14 protein-coding genes are annotated in these 13,923 nt (G+C 39.5%); 4 read left to right on the forward strand and 10 right to left on the reverse strand.

All coding sequences use genetic code 11. The annotated features are described in order from the left end of the window. Positions 1–104 precede the first annotated feature (104 nt). A complete protein-coding gene (locus ND811_RS00550) occupies positions 105–560 on the forward strand; it encodes a hypothetical protein (protein ID WP_265350853.1) in 456 nt (151 codons plus the stop codon). A 5-nt stretch (positions 561–565) separates the two neighbouring features. Here ND811_RS00550 and ispF read toward each other — a convergent pair whose 3' ends face one another. From ispF to ND811_RS00565, 3 genes are read right to left on the reverse strand one after another with little or no spacing between them, the layout of a single operon-like run. Then, complete coding sequence (ispF, locus tag ND811_RS00555; RefSeq protein WP_265350852.1) at positions 566–1,051, reverse strand: 2-C-methyl-D-erythritol 2,4-cyclodiphosphate synthase; 486 nt, start codon at positions 1,049–1,051, stop codon at positions 566–568. Between the two features lie 5 nt (positions 1,052–1,056). After that, positions 1,057–2,043, reverse strand: coding sequence for a quinolinate synthase NadA (gene nadA / locus ND811_RS00560; protein WP_265350851.1), 987 nt, complete (start codon positions 2,041–2,043; stop codon positions 1,057–1,059). 19 nt (positions 2,044–2,062) lie between these two features. After that, positions 2,063–2,563, reverse strand: a complete 501-nt coding sequence (locus ND811_RS00565; RefSeq protein WP_265350850.1) for a hypothetical protein — start codon at positions 2,561–2,563, stop codon at positions 2,063–2,065. Here ND811_RS00565 and ND811_RS00570 point away from each other — a divergent pair. From ND811_RS00570 to ND811_RS00580, 3 genes are read left to right on the forward strand one after another with little or no spacing between them, the layout of a single operon-like run. Further along, positions 2,538–3,296, forward strand: a complete 759-nt coding sequence (locus ND811_RS00570) for a hypothetical protein (RefSeq protein ID WP_265350849.1) — start codon at positions 2,538–2,540, stop codon at positions 3,294–3,296. The genes ND811_RS00565 and ND811_RS00570 overlap by 26 nt on opposite strands. Positions 3,297–3,331: 35 nt before the next feature. Beyond that, complete coding sequence (locus ND811_RS00575) at positions 3,332–3,910, forward strand: penicillin-binding protein activator LpoB (RefSeq protein ID WP_100741693.1); 579 nt, start codon at positions 3,332–3,334, stop codon at positions 3,908–3,910. Between the two features lie 18 nt (positions 3,911–3,928). Continuing rightward, the gene (locus tag ND811_RS00580) at positions 3,929–5,335 is read left to right on the forward strand and encodes a COG3014 family protein (protein WP_265350848.1); all 1,407 of its coding nucleotides are present in this window, start codon (positions 3,929–3,931) and stop codon (positions 5,333–5,335) included. A gap of 37 nt (positions 5,336–5,372) precedes the next feature. Here ND811_RS00580 and ftsZ read toward each other — a convergent pair whose 3' ends face one another. The 7 genes from ftsZ to ND811_RS00615 all read right to left on the reverse strand — a co-directional run bounded on the left by ftsZ (position 5,373) and on the right by ND811_RS00615 (position 13,914). Next, entirely contained in the window at positions 5,373–6,563 is a 1,191-nt protein-coding gene (gene ftsZ, locus ND811_RS00585) for a cell division protein FtsZ (protein ID WP_265350847.1), read from the reverse strand. Positions 6,564–6,573: 10 nt separating this feature from the next. After that, positions 6,574–7,812 carry a cell division protein FtsA gene (gene ftsA / locus ND811_RS00590; protein WP_135744938.1) on the reverse strand — a complete coding sequence of 413 codons (1,239 nt, stop codon included), beginning with the start codon at positions 7,810–7,812 and terminating at the stop codon, positions 6,574–6,576. Between the two features lies 1 nt (position 7,813). After that, on the reverse strand, positions 7,814–8,545 hold the full coding sequence (locus tag ND811_RS00595; protein WP_265350846.1) for a cell division protein FtsQ/DivIB: 732 nt from the start codon (positions 8,543–8,545) through the stop codon (positions 7,814–7,816). 114 nt (positions 8,546–8,659) lie between these two features. Further along, positions 8,660–9,025: an LIC_10421 family protein gene (locus ND811_RS00600; protein WP_135744940.1), complete on the reverse strand. Its 366-nt coding sequence runs from the start codon at positions 9,023–9,025 to the stop codon at positions 8,660–8,662. A gap of 296 nt (positions 9,026–9,321) precedes the next feature. Next, positions 9,322–11,031 (reverse strand): caspase family protein, encoded by a 1,710-nt coding sequence (locus ND811_RS00605; RefSeq protein WP_265350845.1) that lies wholly within the window; start codon positions 11,029–11,031, stop codon positions 9,322–9,324. Between the two features lie 59 nt (positions 11,032–11,090). After that, a complete protein-coding gene (locus tag ND811_RS00610; protein ID WP_265350844.1) occupies positions 11,091–12,368 on the reverse strand; it encodes a DUF1574 family protein in 1,278 nt (425 codons plus the stop codon). Then, complete coding sequence (locus ND811_RS00615; RefSeq protein ID WP_265350843.1) at positions 12,358–13,914, reverse strand: MBOAT family O-acyltransferase; 1,557 nt, start codon at positions 13,912–13,914, stop codon at positions 12,358–12,360. Before ND811_RS00615 ends, ND811_RS00610 begins: the two co-directional genes overlap by 11 nt. Between the last annotated feature and the right edge of the window lie 9 nt (positions 13,915–13,923).

The raw sequence follows: 13,923 nt of genomic DNA on the forward strand, positions 1-13,923 counted from the left end.
TTCTCTTCCTGCGTGCAGTGGCAATACCCTCCCACAAGTTTCCTTTCGGTAAGAGAAAAATAAATTTCAATCGATCCCTAGGCAATAGATTTTTCTATGGAGATATGATTTGGTATCTTCGTGTTTTTGGCGTTTTTGTTTTAGTCTTTGCCGTGGCAATCTTGCGACAAAGTGGAACTCAAGTAGAGAGGACATGGGACGTCACAAACAAACAGGAACTTGTACAAAAAGTTCTTTATGACTCTTTCCAACCCAAGGTTTCTCGATTGCCTGTAGTAGGTGAAAGTTGGGAATCCAAAATTATGGGAGAAATGGTAAAATGCACTACAATCTCTTCCAATACACAAGGCCAACCAGAGTTCCAAATTGCAGCAGAAGGTTTCAAACACTACCGGATTCTAAAGGAATCCTACCAGTTGGAAACGATTCAGAACGGCGTTCGTATCCATGGAAAGTGGGAAATCGAAACCAATCCCAATCTAGTTTCCAAACTTCTTTTTCTATTTTTTAGCGATGCAGACCTAGACCATATCGCTTCCGGAAAACAAAAACTATTTTAAGAAATTTATTTTGTACTTTCGAGTAAAACGGAAGCCATCACCATCACACCTTCACTGCGTCCCAAGGAACCCATTCCTTCGGATGTAGTTGCTTTGATGGAAACGCAATCTAACGGTAGTTTGGTGATACTTGCCAAAGACGCATTCAGCTCTGCCCGAATCGGATTGATTTTGGGATGATCTCCCACATAAGTACAATCCACGTTCACTAACTTGAATTTTTTCTCGGCTATCAGTTCTAAACATTTATCGATGATCCGCGTGGATTTCATGTTGTGATACTGTGGATCTGTATCAGGAAAATGAACTCCAATATCACCAAGAGCCAAAGCACCAAGAATTGCATCAGCCACAGCATGTAAAACTACGTCGGCATCGCTATGACCAAGAAGTGCAAACTCCGACTTCACTTCTACACCAGCCAAAACTAAAGGCCGAAATGGTTCATGGATTAATTTATGAAAATCGATTCCGTTTCCAATTCTAAACATAGATCCTACTTTTTATAACTCAATTCTAACATACGATTGACTGATTTTTGTGCGAGACGAATCACTTCTTCATCTAAAAAGATTTCAAATTGTTCTTTTAAAAGCGCATCTCTTACTTTTTCCAAAGTAATTTTTTTCATGTGAGGGCAGGTTTGACATGTAGAAACAAATTCCTTTTCAGGAAATTCAGCACGAAGGTTATCTCCCATCGAACATTCTGTCACAAGCATAATTTTGTTTGTTTTGCTTTGTCTGATAAAATCCACCATCTGCGAGGTAGATCCTGAAAAATCGGCTTCTTTCACCACATCTTCATGACACTCTGGATGAGTGATTACAGTAAGTCCATCACTGAACAATCGCTTAGCGGATTTTATATCTTCAGGTGTATACATTTCATGCACCATACATCGACCTGGATGTGAGATAATGGTTTTGGAAGTTTGGTTTCTTACATTTCCTGCCAAGTATTCATCTGGTAAAAAAATGACAGTATCTCCTTCCACAGCATTTACGATTTGCAAAGCATTCGCAGAAGTACAACAAACATCTGTTTCTGCTTTTACTTCCGCAGAACAGTTAACATAAGTTACAACAGGAACCCCTGGGTATTTGGCTTTTAGGGCTTTAACGTCGTCTCGAGTGATGGACTCTGCTAACGAACAACCCGCTTTGGGATCTGCAATCAGGACTTTCTTTTCTGGAGATAAAATTTTGGCAGTTTCTGCCATAAAATGAACTCCATTAAAAAGAATCATGGCAGCTTTTGTTTCCTTCGCCATTTTCGAAAGATATAAAGAATCCCCAATGATATCGGAAACTCCCCAAAATACATCGGGAGTCATATAGTTGTGACCCAAAATGACAGCATTTTTTTCTTTTTTGAGTTTATTGATTTCTTCGGCTAACGGAAGAATACGTTCTTCAATTTCGTGCGGAAGATAAATGGGGCTTAATTTTTGGACCAATTGGTCTTTAGTTACCAGTGACATATTGCACTCCTAAATGAATTTATAGAAACGGATCGGAACTAAGTATGGTATTTGTTTCACTGAGTCCGGAATCAGAAGGGGGAACTTCATTTTCTAAAGACCCACATTTGTTGACATTTTCTCTGAATGTAATTTCCGCTTGAGAACTCCCTGTTCTTTGGACTTTGCGATAATCCGAATTGGAATTAAAAGAATTCTTGTTACATGCCTTTGTTACATTATAAGTTAAATTTATTTTTGTAAAACAATCGAAGTATAAAATCGCGATGGCATCAGTATTTAATTCTTGCGGAAGGATCGCTCCCTTAACTTTAGAAATAAGTCCAGAACAAACGGCAGAACTAGAATCTGGAGCTGCCACACAATTTGCTTCTGATGAAATAAACCTTTGACAAGCCGAATCAATAGCTGTCCCTTGCGATAAGATCGAAGCTAGCAGTTCCGCATTAGAATCTTTTTTCGATTTTTTTGTACAACTGCTTGCCCCAAAGACAATGCCTGTTAACAAAAAGAAAACCATCACTTTCCTTTTCATACTGATTCTACTTTCCCTCTTTTTGAGTGGACTTGTCTATATCCTTTTTCTGAAAAAAACCAAAGAAGACCCAAAACAATCCTCCTATGACTCCCGATCTGAGGTCTACTGGCAGAGGTTACAAAATCGTCCAGAGGTTCTCATTGGTCCCGGTTACCCACAAGATTTACGCGATTTTTTAGAAACACTTCGGGGAAAAGAATCCTATCTTTGGAAGGGAGACAGAGATAAAACCTACGAATATTTACTCGAAACCTATCCCGACGAAAGAGCCCATGTTCTTTACGCTTTGTACGTTGCTTTTATGAATTGGAAGGAAAAAAGTTTGGAGTTGGAACAAAGAGAGGATCTATCTTCCTACGAAAAACTAACAGCCGTGAATCGTATGTCTGAACAAATTTTTCCTCTTATGATTCGCAATCTCATTTTTCCCAAACATCCCACCACTCCTCCGGTTTTCCTCCTCTCCTATCTGGAAGATTATGTTCAGAAAAATCCCTACAGTTATTCCAGGGAAAGAAAACGAATCTTTCTAAAAAAAAAGAAGGAACTTTATCAAAATGAAAAATGGGAAATCCAATCTTGGGAAAGCCCTACGTTTCTTCGCCAAGTAATAGAACTAATTTACTCCAGGGAAATTTTAGAAATGTCCGAAGAGGAAAAAACTTCTTACCGCAATGCAAAATTAGAGGAACTGAAAGCCGATTTTTGGAATTGACAAGACCTAATTGTATCCCCCATATAAGTGGGGTTATGAAACAAATTCTTTTCTCCTTTCTCTTAGTAGGATTCTTATTCCAATGCAGTAGCAGTCCCAAACGACTCGACAATGCTGATGATTATATTTCCGACTCAGGTGGGCTAACTAGCCAGGAATTAGTAAAAGCTGCAGACAAACTTGCAGGTCAAATTGGGGAATACTTCAAAGAGAACCCACACGAAGAAGGTGTCTTTGTTGCTCACTTCCCTACCCGTAACGATACTTCGGAACAAATCCAAACAGAACTTTTTGACAATGCCTTTGTTTCCAAACTCATCAAAAGTAAAATTTATACAGTTCGAACCAAAACAAGAGAACAATCCCTCAACGAGATTCAGTTCAGTTTGTCCGGACTCACTTCCAACAGACTTTCCATTGGAAAACTTAAGTCTCCCAACTTCTTTGTTCGTTGTGACATTAATGAAAACATGTTTACTTCCAACGGGGAAAAAATTGTAGAGCAGTCCATCAACATCGAACTTGTAGAAGTAGAAACTACAATCGCAGTTTGGTCTGAAAAAGTATCCTATCGTAAATTAGCTGTTCGAGGAAATAAAGGGGTTAGTTGGTAACCCCCTAACCGTCATTTCATGAAAAAAACATTTCTCTTTCTTTCTCTTTTCATTCTCGGTTGTGCCAGTGATTATAACAAAATCATCAAAGCAACCGAGTCCGCGTATTATGGACAAGATTATGACTCTGCCATTCCCAAAATTAGAGAACTTTATGAAGGTTCTTCCAATAAAGATAAATTACTTTTTTTAATGGAAGCCGGTATGATTTTTCATACCAAAGGGGATTACGTAACTTCCAATAAAGTTTTCAAAGAAGCAGAAGACATTGCAGACAACATTAAAGTCAGTATGACTCGGTCTGGACTTTCGTTTATTTTGTCTGATAACGAATCTAATTATACCGGAGAAGACTTTGAAAGGGTAATGATTAAGTTCTATATTGCTAACAATTACCTTCTCCAAGGTGACATGAATAACGCTAAAATTTATTTTCGAAGATTAGACTTTGAATTAAAAGAAATGCGTTTTTTAGCACCAGAATATCGACAAAACAATGCTGCTCGCCTAATTGATGCCTATGTTTCGGAAAAATTGGGCCGTTACAATGACGCAAGAGTTCAGTATAAGAATATGGAACAAATCATCGGGAAAAGCCAAAACCTAATTGCCGACAGATATTTGTTAGCTGTTAGAGAAGGAGATTCAGGTGATCAATCAAGGTATGCAGCAGGTAGAGCTAGTTTACAAGCATACAATCGTTCTATGCAAAAAACATCTCCAGAGAATGAAAAACTCTCTGAGGTAATCATCATCCACGAAGCAGGTAAGTCAGCAATCAAAATGTCCAGAGGAAAACTCATGGAAGATGAATACTTTGCTGTTGCTTTACGAGGTGCCGTTGAAATAGGTTTAACTGCAAAAGGTGCAGGTGCTTCTCTCGCGGGAGCTATTGCTGCACTTTCCATTGCAGAAAATCCTATTCCTATTTACAAAGAAAGAGATCCGAATGGTTCTCTTCCTAAAAAATATTATATCAATGGTGTAGATGTTGGTTATTCGGATATCATGAATAACTATTCTGAAACAGCCATGAATAACTTTAATGAAAGTTATAAAACTCTTATTACCAAGAACTTATCCTCTTTGGCTTTAAAAGTTGTGGCAGCAGTGATTGCCTCGGAAGCGATGGCAAGAGCCATTGAATCTGGTGGGAAAAACAAAAATAACGATTTAGTTTCAGGACTCATTCGAGTGGCTGCGGGTGCCGCTGCAGGCCTTGCAGTTTCACAAACCATTGCTCCGGACCTACGTTGTTGGAGAACCATCCCCGCAAACTTCCAAATCAAAAGAATCCTTTTGGCACCGGGAGAATATGACTTTAAAGTCGAATCTCCTGGTTCTGTGGTCACTGCCGCACCTAAAAAACTACTTGTCGAAGCCGACAAACCATTGTTTGTTTCCGTGCGCTCCTACACGAACTAACTAACAAAACCAAGTTTAGAAATTTAAAAAACTTGGTTTAGTCGTTCTTTCTTCTTAAAAAAGCAGGGATGTCGTAGTCTTCTCCGTAGTTTTGAAACGGGGAAGATTGTTTCTGAGATGAAAATCCACGATTAGATTGGCGAATGCTGCGAACCGAATCTTGTTCTTTTCCAAATCCAGAATCTTTTTCTTCCGACTTTCGGATGTATACCATAGGAGAAACAGATTCTTCTGAACCTACTACCTTTTGTTCTCTTTGGTATTGTTTTCCTTTTTTATTAAATCCAGTCGCAATCACAGTGACCCGGATTTGGTCAGATAGAGACTGGTCTTCGTTCAGTCCAATGATGATATTCGCATCAGGATCTGCTTGGGCCGTAATGATTTGCGAAACTTCATTCCATTCATGAATGGTAAGATCATTTCCACCAGTGACGTTGATCAGAAGAGATTTTGCCCCTTGGATGCTGGAATCTTCTAACAAGGTATTGTTGATAGCTTGTTCCACAGCTTCACTCACCCGAGTTTCTCCGCGACCTTCCCCTACTCCCAAAATCGCATCCCCAGTGTCTTTCATAATGGTTTTTACATCAGCAAAATCAACATTGATGATTCCAGGATGGTTGATGATATCACTTATTCCACGAACACCGTTTAACAGAATATCGTCGATCACTCGAAACGCCATATCCACAGGAGTATTTTTATCCACAACTTGAAAGATAGAATCGTTACGAATGGTGATGAGTGTGTCTACATTGGCACGGAGTTGGTCAATTCCTTGTTTTGCAAGTTCTGCTCTACGTTTCCCTTCAAAGGAAAAAGGTACAGTAACCACACCCACTACCAAACATTTCATTTCTTTGGCAATGGCTGCAATAATGGGAGCAGCACCTGTTCCAGTTCCCCCACCCATTCCAGCCGTAACAAAAACCATATCTGCCCCTTTGAGTGCAGAGACAATCCGATCTTTGTCTTCTAAAGCGGCCTTTTCTCCTAGTTCTGGATCTCCACCAGCACCCATCCCACGAGTGACTTTGTTACCTAATTGGATTTTTACATCTACAGGTGATTTTAATAATACTTGTTCGTCGGTGTTCATGACTATAAAGTCAACACCTGTCATTTTGGAATGAACCATACGGGTGACGGCATTCATTCCGCCTCCACCTACACCTACAACTTTGATAATGGCGGGGCTTGTTTTTTCTTCTTCTAGGTATAACATGGACATATCCTCAGAGATTATTCTCCATCCAACGACGAACCTTCTTCATCCAACCGTCTGAATCAGATCCGGAGTGCATGTTTCTTTGTTCTAAGTTTTGTATTTTTGAACTATATTTTATAAGACCAACAGCGGTTGCATATTCAGGGGATGAGATTTTATCGACTAGTCCACTGAGCCCTGCAGGTTTAGCACGACCCACTGACAGGCGTAATACTTCCTCAGCAGTAGCTTCAATACCTTGCAATAGAGAGGTTCCACCGGTAAGGATGACCCCTCCCGCCAAACTAGACTTAAATCCTGATCGCACCAGTTCATGATCAATCATTTCTAAAATTTCACGAACCCTAGGTTCTAAAATTTCTACGAGTTCCTGACGGAAAACAGAACGGGATGGTCTTCCTGAAATGGAAGGAATTTCGAATTTTTCGGTAGGATCTACCATATCAATTCTTGTGTGGCCATAACGTTTTTTGATGACTTCGGCCGTTTCCACCGTGGTTTTTAAACCAATAGAAATATCACTTGTGATATGGAACCCACCAAAAGGAACTACGGAAGAAAAAGCGATTCCTCCATCTACATAAATGATGATGTCGCAAATTCCGGCCCCAATATCAACGACAGCGGTTCCTAAATCTTTTTCACCTGATGTGAGTATGGCTTCTGATGAAGCAAGGCTAGATAAAACGCGGTCCATTTGCAAAAGGCCTGCCTGTTCTACACAACGATCAATATTATTGAGTGCAGTGTTTCCGCAAGATACAATATGTACTTCTGCTTCTAAACGAACTCCCGTCATCCCAATAGGATCTTTGATGTTTACTTGGTCATCTACTTTGAATTCTTTTGTTAAGACATGGATAACTTGTTGGTCGTTTGGTACATGAACTGCTTGTGCTGCTTCCACGACTCGCATAATATCTGTTTCCGATACAATCCGTTCACGGTTAGTCACAGCAATAATTCCTTTTTCATTAAATCCATGTACGGATTTTCCGGAAACATTCACTACAACCGTATTTACTTCTTGGCCGGCCATAAGTTCGGCATCACCAAACGCTTCTATGATGGACTTTGTGGTAGTTTCTATATTGACGATAGAACCATTTTTGATACCAGCAGATGGATACACTCCGGTACCAATAATTTCGATTTCATGTTCCCCGAGAAGCCGCCCAATGACAACTTTTACAAGTGAGGATCCTAAATCCAAAGCTGTTATAATTGGTGCGTCATCATAACTCATATTAATGGTAAACGGCGTCCTCACCTCGTAAATCTATAGAAACAGCTTTGACAGCTTCCGATTCCATATATGCGAGGGACGCATATAATTTACGAAATATATTTAATTCTAACTTATCACCTAAGTATACTTTTATGGAGTTAGGTGATTTTAAATACAAGGTATAATTTCCATCACTTTCAGAGACAAGTTCTGAAATTCTTGATTTGAGTGTTGGGTATAAGGAAAGAGCCTGTCGCATTTCTTTGGTGATATCAAAAATCTGTCTGCCTTCTAGTTTGTTTTCCCCAACAGTGAACTGTCCACTAATCACAATTAAATGATCGGCTAATACTCGGTCTCTGGAAAGTATTTCCAGATTTTCATCCACTTCATACAGAGAACTTCCTACATGTATGACAAATTCGGCGACTTTCTCCTGTATGTTGATCATCAAAAATCCGTCGGGATCACGGGTGATTCTTACCTTACGAATCCTCGGATGATTCGAAAGTTGTTTCTCCCAATCCTTCCAATTCCCAATGTTTGGGGCTTTTGGATCCACTCCTAAAAACTGAAAGACCAGAGGAGGAGACAGAGCCACAAGACCTTGCCATTCCACACGCTCCACAGGTTTCACTGGTCTTGCCCAACGATAGATTAGTCCCAAAGCCAAAAGGCCCACAAAGACTAAAAGAATCGGAACCACAGGCCCAAATCGTTTTTCTTTGATTTCTTGGGGGGTGTCAACCATATATTGATTATGTCACATAGTTAGGTTGTTTGGAAAGCATTTATCAGGAAGGCACAAAAAAAGGCCAGGCGAACCTGACCTTTCTCGCGAATCTCAAACCTTAGTTTGAGCTGCTTAGTTTTGTGCTACCTGCATGGATGCTGCGTGGAGATCCATAGAGATAGTTTGGTATTTTTTGGCGTCTTTTTCAAGAGCTTCTGCACGGCGAAGAAGTTCTTTCTTCTCGTTCATTTGGCTAAGAGCCTTACCACCTCTAGTAGATCCTGCTCTGTCACGAAGTGCCTGAGCCATCTCTACTTTTTCTTTTGCGATGTTCGCAAGGTATTCCGAAACGGCAGATTTTTGCGCAGGAGTGGTTGCTTGTTCAATCATAGCAGACTCCAAAAGCTCCAATCTTTCGCTTGTATCCAAAGCGTGTAGGTTTGCTGTTGCAAGTCCCATTGCCAAGATCCCTGTTGCGATTATCTTTGTTGTTTTCATGTGATCCTCTCTAGAGTGGGAACCTCTTTTTCCGATTCCCTATTTGTATTCTATGACTCTAAAAATCTTCTGAATGGGATTAAATTCAATCGGAAATTACCAAGAATTTCCCCAATCAGGTCTTAAAAAAGGAAAAAAAGAGAAATTTGGATTAATATTAATCAAAACCGGATTAAATTTAATCTTTTGGGTCCATAATCAGGTTCTAAACAGGAATTCAGACGGTTCTCCCAAAATAAAAAAACCCTCCGTAGAGGGTTTTTCCACCTTTCCCAGAGGAGAAGAAAGGTTTTTGGTTAGTATTTGGTCTTTGTATAACTCAATTTTTTATTGAGGATGATGTCCACATTGGTCACTTCCCCCGGTTTCACATGGATTTCCGAATTTTCTAATTTCATTTCTTCCATGAAACTAGCCCGGATTTCATATTTTCCTGGTTTTAAGTTGGTGAACCAAAAGTATCCATCTTTGTCTGTAGTGACTTTGAAGATTTGGTTTGTGGAAACCACAGTCGGCATATAGATCGGGTGTTTTTCAATCGGGTTGTCTAAGGTTTTGTAAAACACTCGTCCTCGAATGGCACCAAATCCGTCCATGGAATTGATTGCATCTACTGTGACTGTTTGTTTCGGAATCACAGCCGCTGCTGTTTTGTAAATGGGATATTTATCTGCCCGAATCTCGATTTGGTGAACACCGGCTGGTAGGTTATCGATTTTCACATTATAAATATCACCCGGAACTAAGGTTCCGTTTTTGGAAATGGATCCCCAAATTTTTGATTTCTCAGTTGTGACTTGGGATACATATTCCTGGTCATCCACAAGGACTTTGATCGATCTGACTTTGTCTTCTGTTGGAGATGATTTAAGTTTTCCCTGTTTGTTGAGAAGGTCGTAAGGCGACTTGGTGGCCGCTCCCCCATACGACTTGTCTTTGATGATAGAAGTACGAATGAGGATACTTCCTGTTGTGATAGAAGGAGGTGCCGGTGGTTCCACTTCTGTGATGGGGGGAATGACCACAGTAGTATCGTTGGCAGGAGTGGGTTCCGGCTCAGGAGCTACAGGTGGGGGAGTTGTATTGTTATTATTCGGTGTTGTTGTTTCCACAGGTGTGATCGGAACATTAATCACAACATTCGGTGGTTTTGGTGGAGGATTTTGTGGTTTTGGAGAACCAGACAAAAAGATCCCCGCCGCATTTCCGGAAACTTGGGGAGTCTGCTCATGGTTGAACTGACGTGCCATTTTAACGGTTTCTTCTTTTGCCACAAAGAAGGCTTCGAGAGCCGTCACAACACTATCGTTATTGAGATCCGCTTTTTCTAAGGCATTTCCAAAGTTATAAGTAAAAATACCGTGGTTGATGGTCCCACCTACTTCAATGGAAGTTTGGTCATCGTCGGAGGAAGAAATGACCGCTTTGTCTTGGAAGAAATAATCTTCCGCATTTTGGCGCACCACCCCATCATTTCCTTGGGCAATTGGAATCTCTGCTGCACCTCGGGTATTTTTCCCTTTTTTAGCAATCCCACCTGAATAACAACAGTCCATCACAAGGACGGTTTTTTGGGATTTTATATCTGTTAAAAATTCATTTAGTTCTTCATCGGAAATATGTGGGCGATCATAACAAATGAGGTAGTTACGCATTCCATTCTTTGCTTTCGCATCTTTCATATACATTCCGTGGCCGGAAAAATATAAAAATACAGAATCTTCTTTTCCAACAACTTTACCCAATTGGGAAATCGCATTTTTTACGTTGTCGCGAGTGACCATAGAACCTAACAGGACTTTGATATCCTTGAAGTTCCCTTTCTTTTGGATTTTATCTTTTAAGAAATTTGCGTCTGCTTCACAAAGATTTAACTCAGGGATTTTTGCTTTGTTCCCTTTGTAGTTAGTTCCAATAAACAACGCATAGCGGTTCTGCCCAAACACCGGTAATCCGATGAGATAGGCCGTTAGAATACAAACAAATATGTTTCGAAACGAAAACATGATTGGGTTTCCTCTTATCCGGATGAAGTGCCTTATTCTCCCTCACCAGAAATCGGAAATCAATTGGATTTTTCTTTCGAATGCAAAAAACGAAACACCTGTGGAAGAACCGAATTGCGAAATTCTTCGTTTACCCGTTTTTCTCCCCGGCAGTCGTAATGAATATTATCTACAAACCGGTCACTGGGGTAGGAAGATTCGGGAAAGAAAAAGAGTTTGGCCTCTGGATTTTCTCTAAAAAAAAGTTTTAAATCGGCAAGTAGGTCTTTGGATTCCTGAGATTCTTGTTTTTCCAAAATCCAAGGCATATAAACCAATCCAAATTCAATCCCTTGTGTTTTTGTGTATTCGATCAATTCTTTCAAAACGATAAAGTCTGGTTTTTCATAGACATAAGGTTTTGGATTTTTTAATTCCTCATCCAATTCTTTTCGAATCATATCTTTGGAAAATAATACAAGTTCTGGTTTCAATCGATTGGAAATATTATACTTTCCGAAATGACGAGTGATTTGGTCCTCGATCGTAAGGTTGTCCTCTAATTGGGAAGAAGCCGGTTTACAAAGTCCCGCTTCTACATTTTCACACGACTCACAAAAGAGAGATTTTTCTTTATAGTTTTTATCTACTTTCCAATTGGTTTGGCTTAGAGCGTTGCGAATGGCTCCATGAAACCGATACGATTGGTATAACAATGGTGCTGATTTGGAAAGAATAAACAACCTTTCCACACCAGAATATTGTTCGGAAAGTTCTGCAAAGGTAAATTGGTGGAGGTATCTGTGACCAAAAAATTCCCAAAGGATTTGGTTTGCATCTTCCTGTTTTCCACTGTAACTAATGATATTGTTAGGAGTGGGTGTCCGAAAAAAATTCTTTTCGATTCCTTCGTTCCACCGGCGTTTCATATAAGCAGAAATGGATTCGTTTTCTTTTACCGACTTAGCATCGGGATCATAAAGGGGAGGGCCATATCCCGTAGAATATAACTTAGGTGATGCGGCAAACAAAACCATTTTTGGTTTGGTATTTCCCTTTTTTAAATATTTGTCCAAAAAGAAACGATAGTATTTTGGGCCCATTGCAGGCAAACTATGATTATAAACAGAATATTCCGTCTCGGAATCTTTTGGATACCCAGCAAGGGCCATTGATCTGGAATCACCTAACACGATGATGTCGGCATTACCCTTTCCCGATTCGACAAAATTTTTCTTTAGGTTCACAAAAAAGATTTCGGGTTGTTCTAAATAATGGATTCCAAAAAATCGCACCACAAGTTCCAAAATCAAAAAAAATAAGAGGGAAATACCAATTCCTAAAAATTTAGAACGCAAAGTAAATTACCTCCTTTCCAAAAATCCCACGAGTGAGAATGAGAAAACCCATAAATGACAAGAGGAAAGCTTGAAACAAAGGATGTATTTGAAAAATCCAATATCTTTCTTTTTTAAAATAGGTAATCCCATCTAAAATCAAAAGTGGTATAAAGATACGGAAGTATTCACCTAAAATTCCAACCATATCTTTGATATTGTTATTTGGATGAAGATCCCAATTCCAAAAAGAAAGAAATTTTTTCATATAAAGAAACATCATTTGTGCATCATAAGAACGGAATGCAATTCCACTAAAGGCAACCAACATATAAATCAAAACCCGGCTAGATGTCCCCGAAAGAATACTGAAAAGTTTATCTGTTAAGGTTGGTGATTCAGTAGATACTGGTTCTGTTTTTTCTTCTTTCTTTTTAGCAAATCCTACTAAATAGACAATGGTATACACACCTTGCAAACATCCCCAAGTGATAAAGGTCCAATTGGCTCCGTGCCAAAGTCCCGATAAGAAAAAGATAATAAACAAGTTTCTATATTGTGCAAATTTTCCATATTTACTTCCCCCTAAGGAAATATAAATATAATCCCGAAACCATCTATTCAGTGTTACATGCCATCGATTCCAAAATTCCGTTGGCGTTTTAGAAAATTCGGGAGTTTCAAAATTTACAGTGAGTGTGACACCAAGAAGTCGAGAGATCCCAAGAGCAATAAAGGAATACCCTGCAAAGTCACAATAAATCTGAGGCAAAAATAAAACGGCCCCAGCAAAAATTTGGGATCCATCTAAGGTTTGAATGATTTCTGGATTTTGAGTGTATAAAGATTTACCTGCAAGGAATACTTGGTCTACATAAGTTGCTAAATTATCAGCAACATACACCTTCATAAAGTATCCGAGTAAAATGTCATACAGTCCTTTCTGTACTCCCTCCCATGTAGGAAACTTTGGTTTTTTTAATTGAGGCAGAAGGTCCTGTGCTCTTTCGATCGGTCCTGCCACCAGTTGTGGAAAATAATTCACAAACAAAGCAAAATCAAAAAAGTCTCTTTCTGCTTTGATTTGTCTGCGAAACACATCGATCGTATAGGACATGGTTTGGAAGGTATAAAAACTAATTCCCACAGGAAGGATGATATTTCTAAGTAAATAGGTATTGGAATTGGTGGCTTCCGTAGATCCCAACCATAAAGCTATTTGGTTCCATGAATCAATGAGGTTCACTGCGAAAAAATCGTAGTACTTCATGGTAAAAAGTAGGCCCAAGTTGGCTACGATGGAAACTGATAGATAGAGACGCCGACGAATTTGGTTTTCTGAACCTTCGATGAGAATGGCCGCACAGTAATCAATGATGGTGCTAATGAGTATGAGTGTGAGAAAAAACCATTCCCACCATCCATAAAAAAAATACGATGCAAGAAGTAACCATAGGTTTTGTGCGCGGTATGCCCATTTCTGTTTTCCGGCAAACCATCCGAATCCCAAGAAGATCGCATACACGACCACAAAGAATAACAAAAAGACAAAGGTATTAAAAAGCATCGGTCTTCG

The sequence above is a fragment of the Leptospira soteropolitanensis genome, from assembly GCF_026151655.1.
Lineage (GTDB): Bacteria > Spirochaetota > Leptospiria > Leptospirales > Leptospiraceae > Leptospira_A > Leptospira_A soteropolitanensis.

What these genes read in the sequence shown, in the direction of transcription:
- ND811_RS00580 (WP_265350848.1), top strand. Translation starts at nt 3,929, where the DNA reads ATGAAAAAAACATTTCTCTTTCTTTCTCTTTTCATTCTCGGTTGTGCC.
- ND811_RS00565 (WP_265350850.1), bottom strand. Translation starts at nt 2,563, where the DNA reads ATGGTTTTCTTTTTGTTAACAGGCATTGTCTTTGGGGCAAGCAGTTGT.
- ftsA (WP_135744938.1), bottom strand. Translation starts at nt 7,812, where the DNA reads ATGAGTTATGATGACGCACCAATTATAACAGCTTTGGATTTAGGATCC.
- ispF (WP_265350852.1), bottom strand. Translation starts at nt 1,051, where the DNA reads ATGTTTAGAATTGGAAACGGAATCGATTTTCATAAATTAATCCATGAA.
- ND811_RS00615 (WP_265350843.1), bottom strand. Translation starts at nt 13,914, where the DNA reads ATGCTTTTTAATACCTTTGTCTTTTTGTTATTCTTTGTGGTCGTGTAT.
- ND811_RS00605 (WP_265350845.1), bottom strand. Translation starts at nt 11,031, where the DNA reads ATGTTTTCGTTTCGAAACATATTTGTTTGTATTCTAACGGCCTATCTC.
- ftsZ (WP_265350847.1), bottom strand. Translation starts at nt 6,563, where the DNA reads ATGTTATACCTAGAAGAAGAAAAAACAAGCCCCGCCATTATCAAAGTT.
- ND811_RS00600 (WP_135744940.1), bottom strand. Translation starts at nt 9,025, where the DNA reads ATGAAAACAACAAAGATAATCGCAACAGGGATCTTGGCAATGGGACTT.
- ND811_RS00550 (WP_265350853.1), top strand. Translation starts at nt 105, where the DNA reads ATGATTTGGTATCTTCGTGTTTTTGGCGTTTTTGTTTTAGTCTTTGCC.
- ND811_RS00570 (WP_265350849.1), top strand. Translation starts at nt 2,538, where the DNA reads ATGCCTGTTAACAAAAAGAAAACCATCACTTTCCTTTTCATACTGATT.
- nadA (WP_265350851.1), bottom strand. Translation starts at nt 2,043, where the DNA reads ATGTCACTGGTAACTAAAGACCAATTGGTCCAAAAATTAAGCCCCATT.
- ND811_RS00575 (WP_100741693.1), top strand. Translation starts at nt 3,332, where the DNA reads ATGAAACAAATTCTTTTCTCCTTTCTCTTAGTAGGATTCTTATTCCAA.
- ND811_RS00595 (WP_265350846.1), bottom strand. Translation starts at nt 8,545, where the DNA reads ATGGTTGACACCCCCCAAGAAATCAAAGAAAAACGATTTGGGCCTGTG.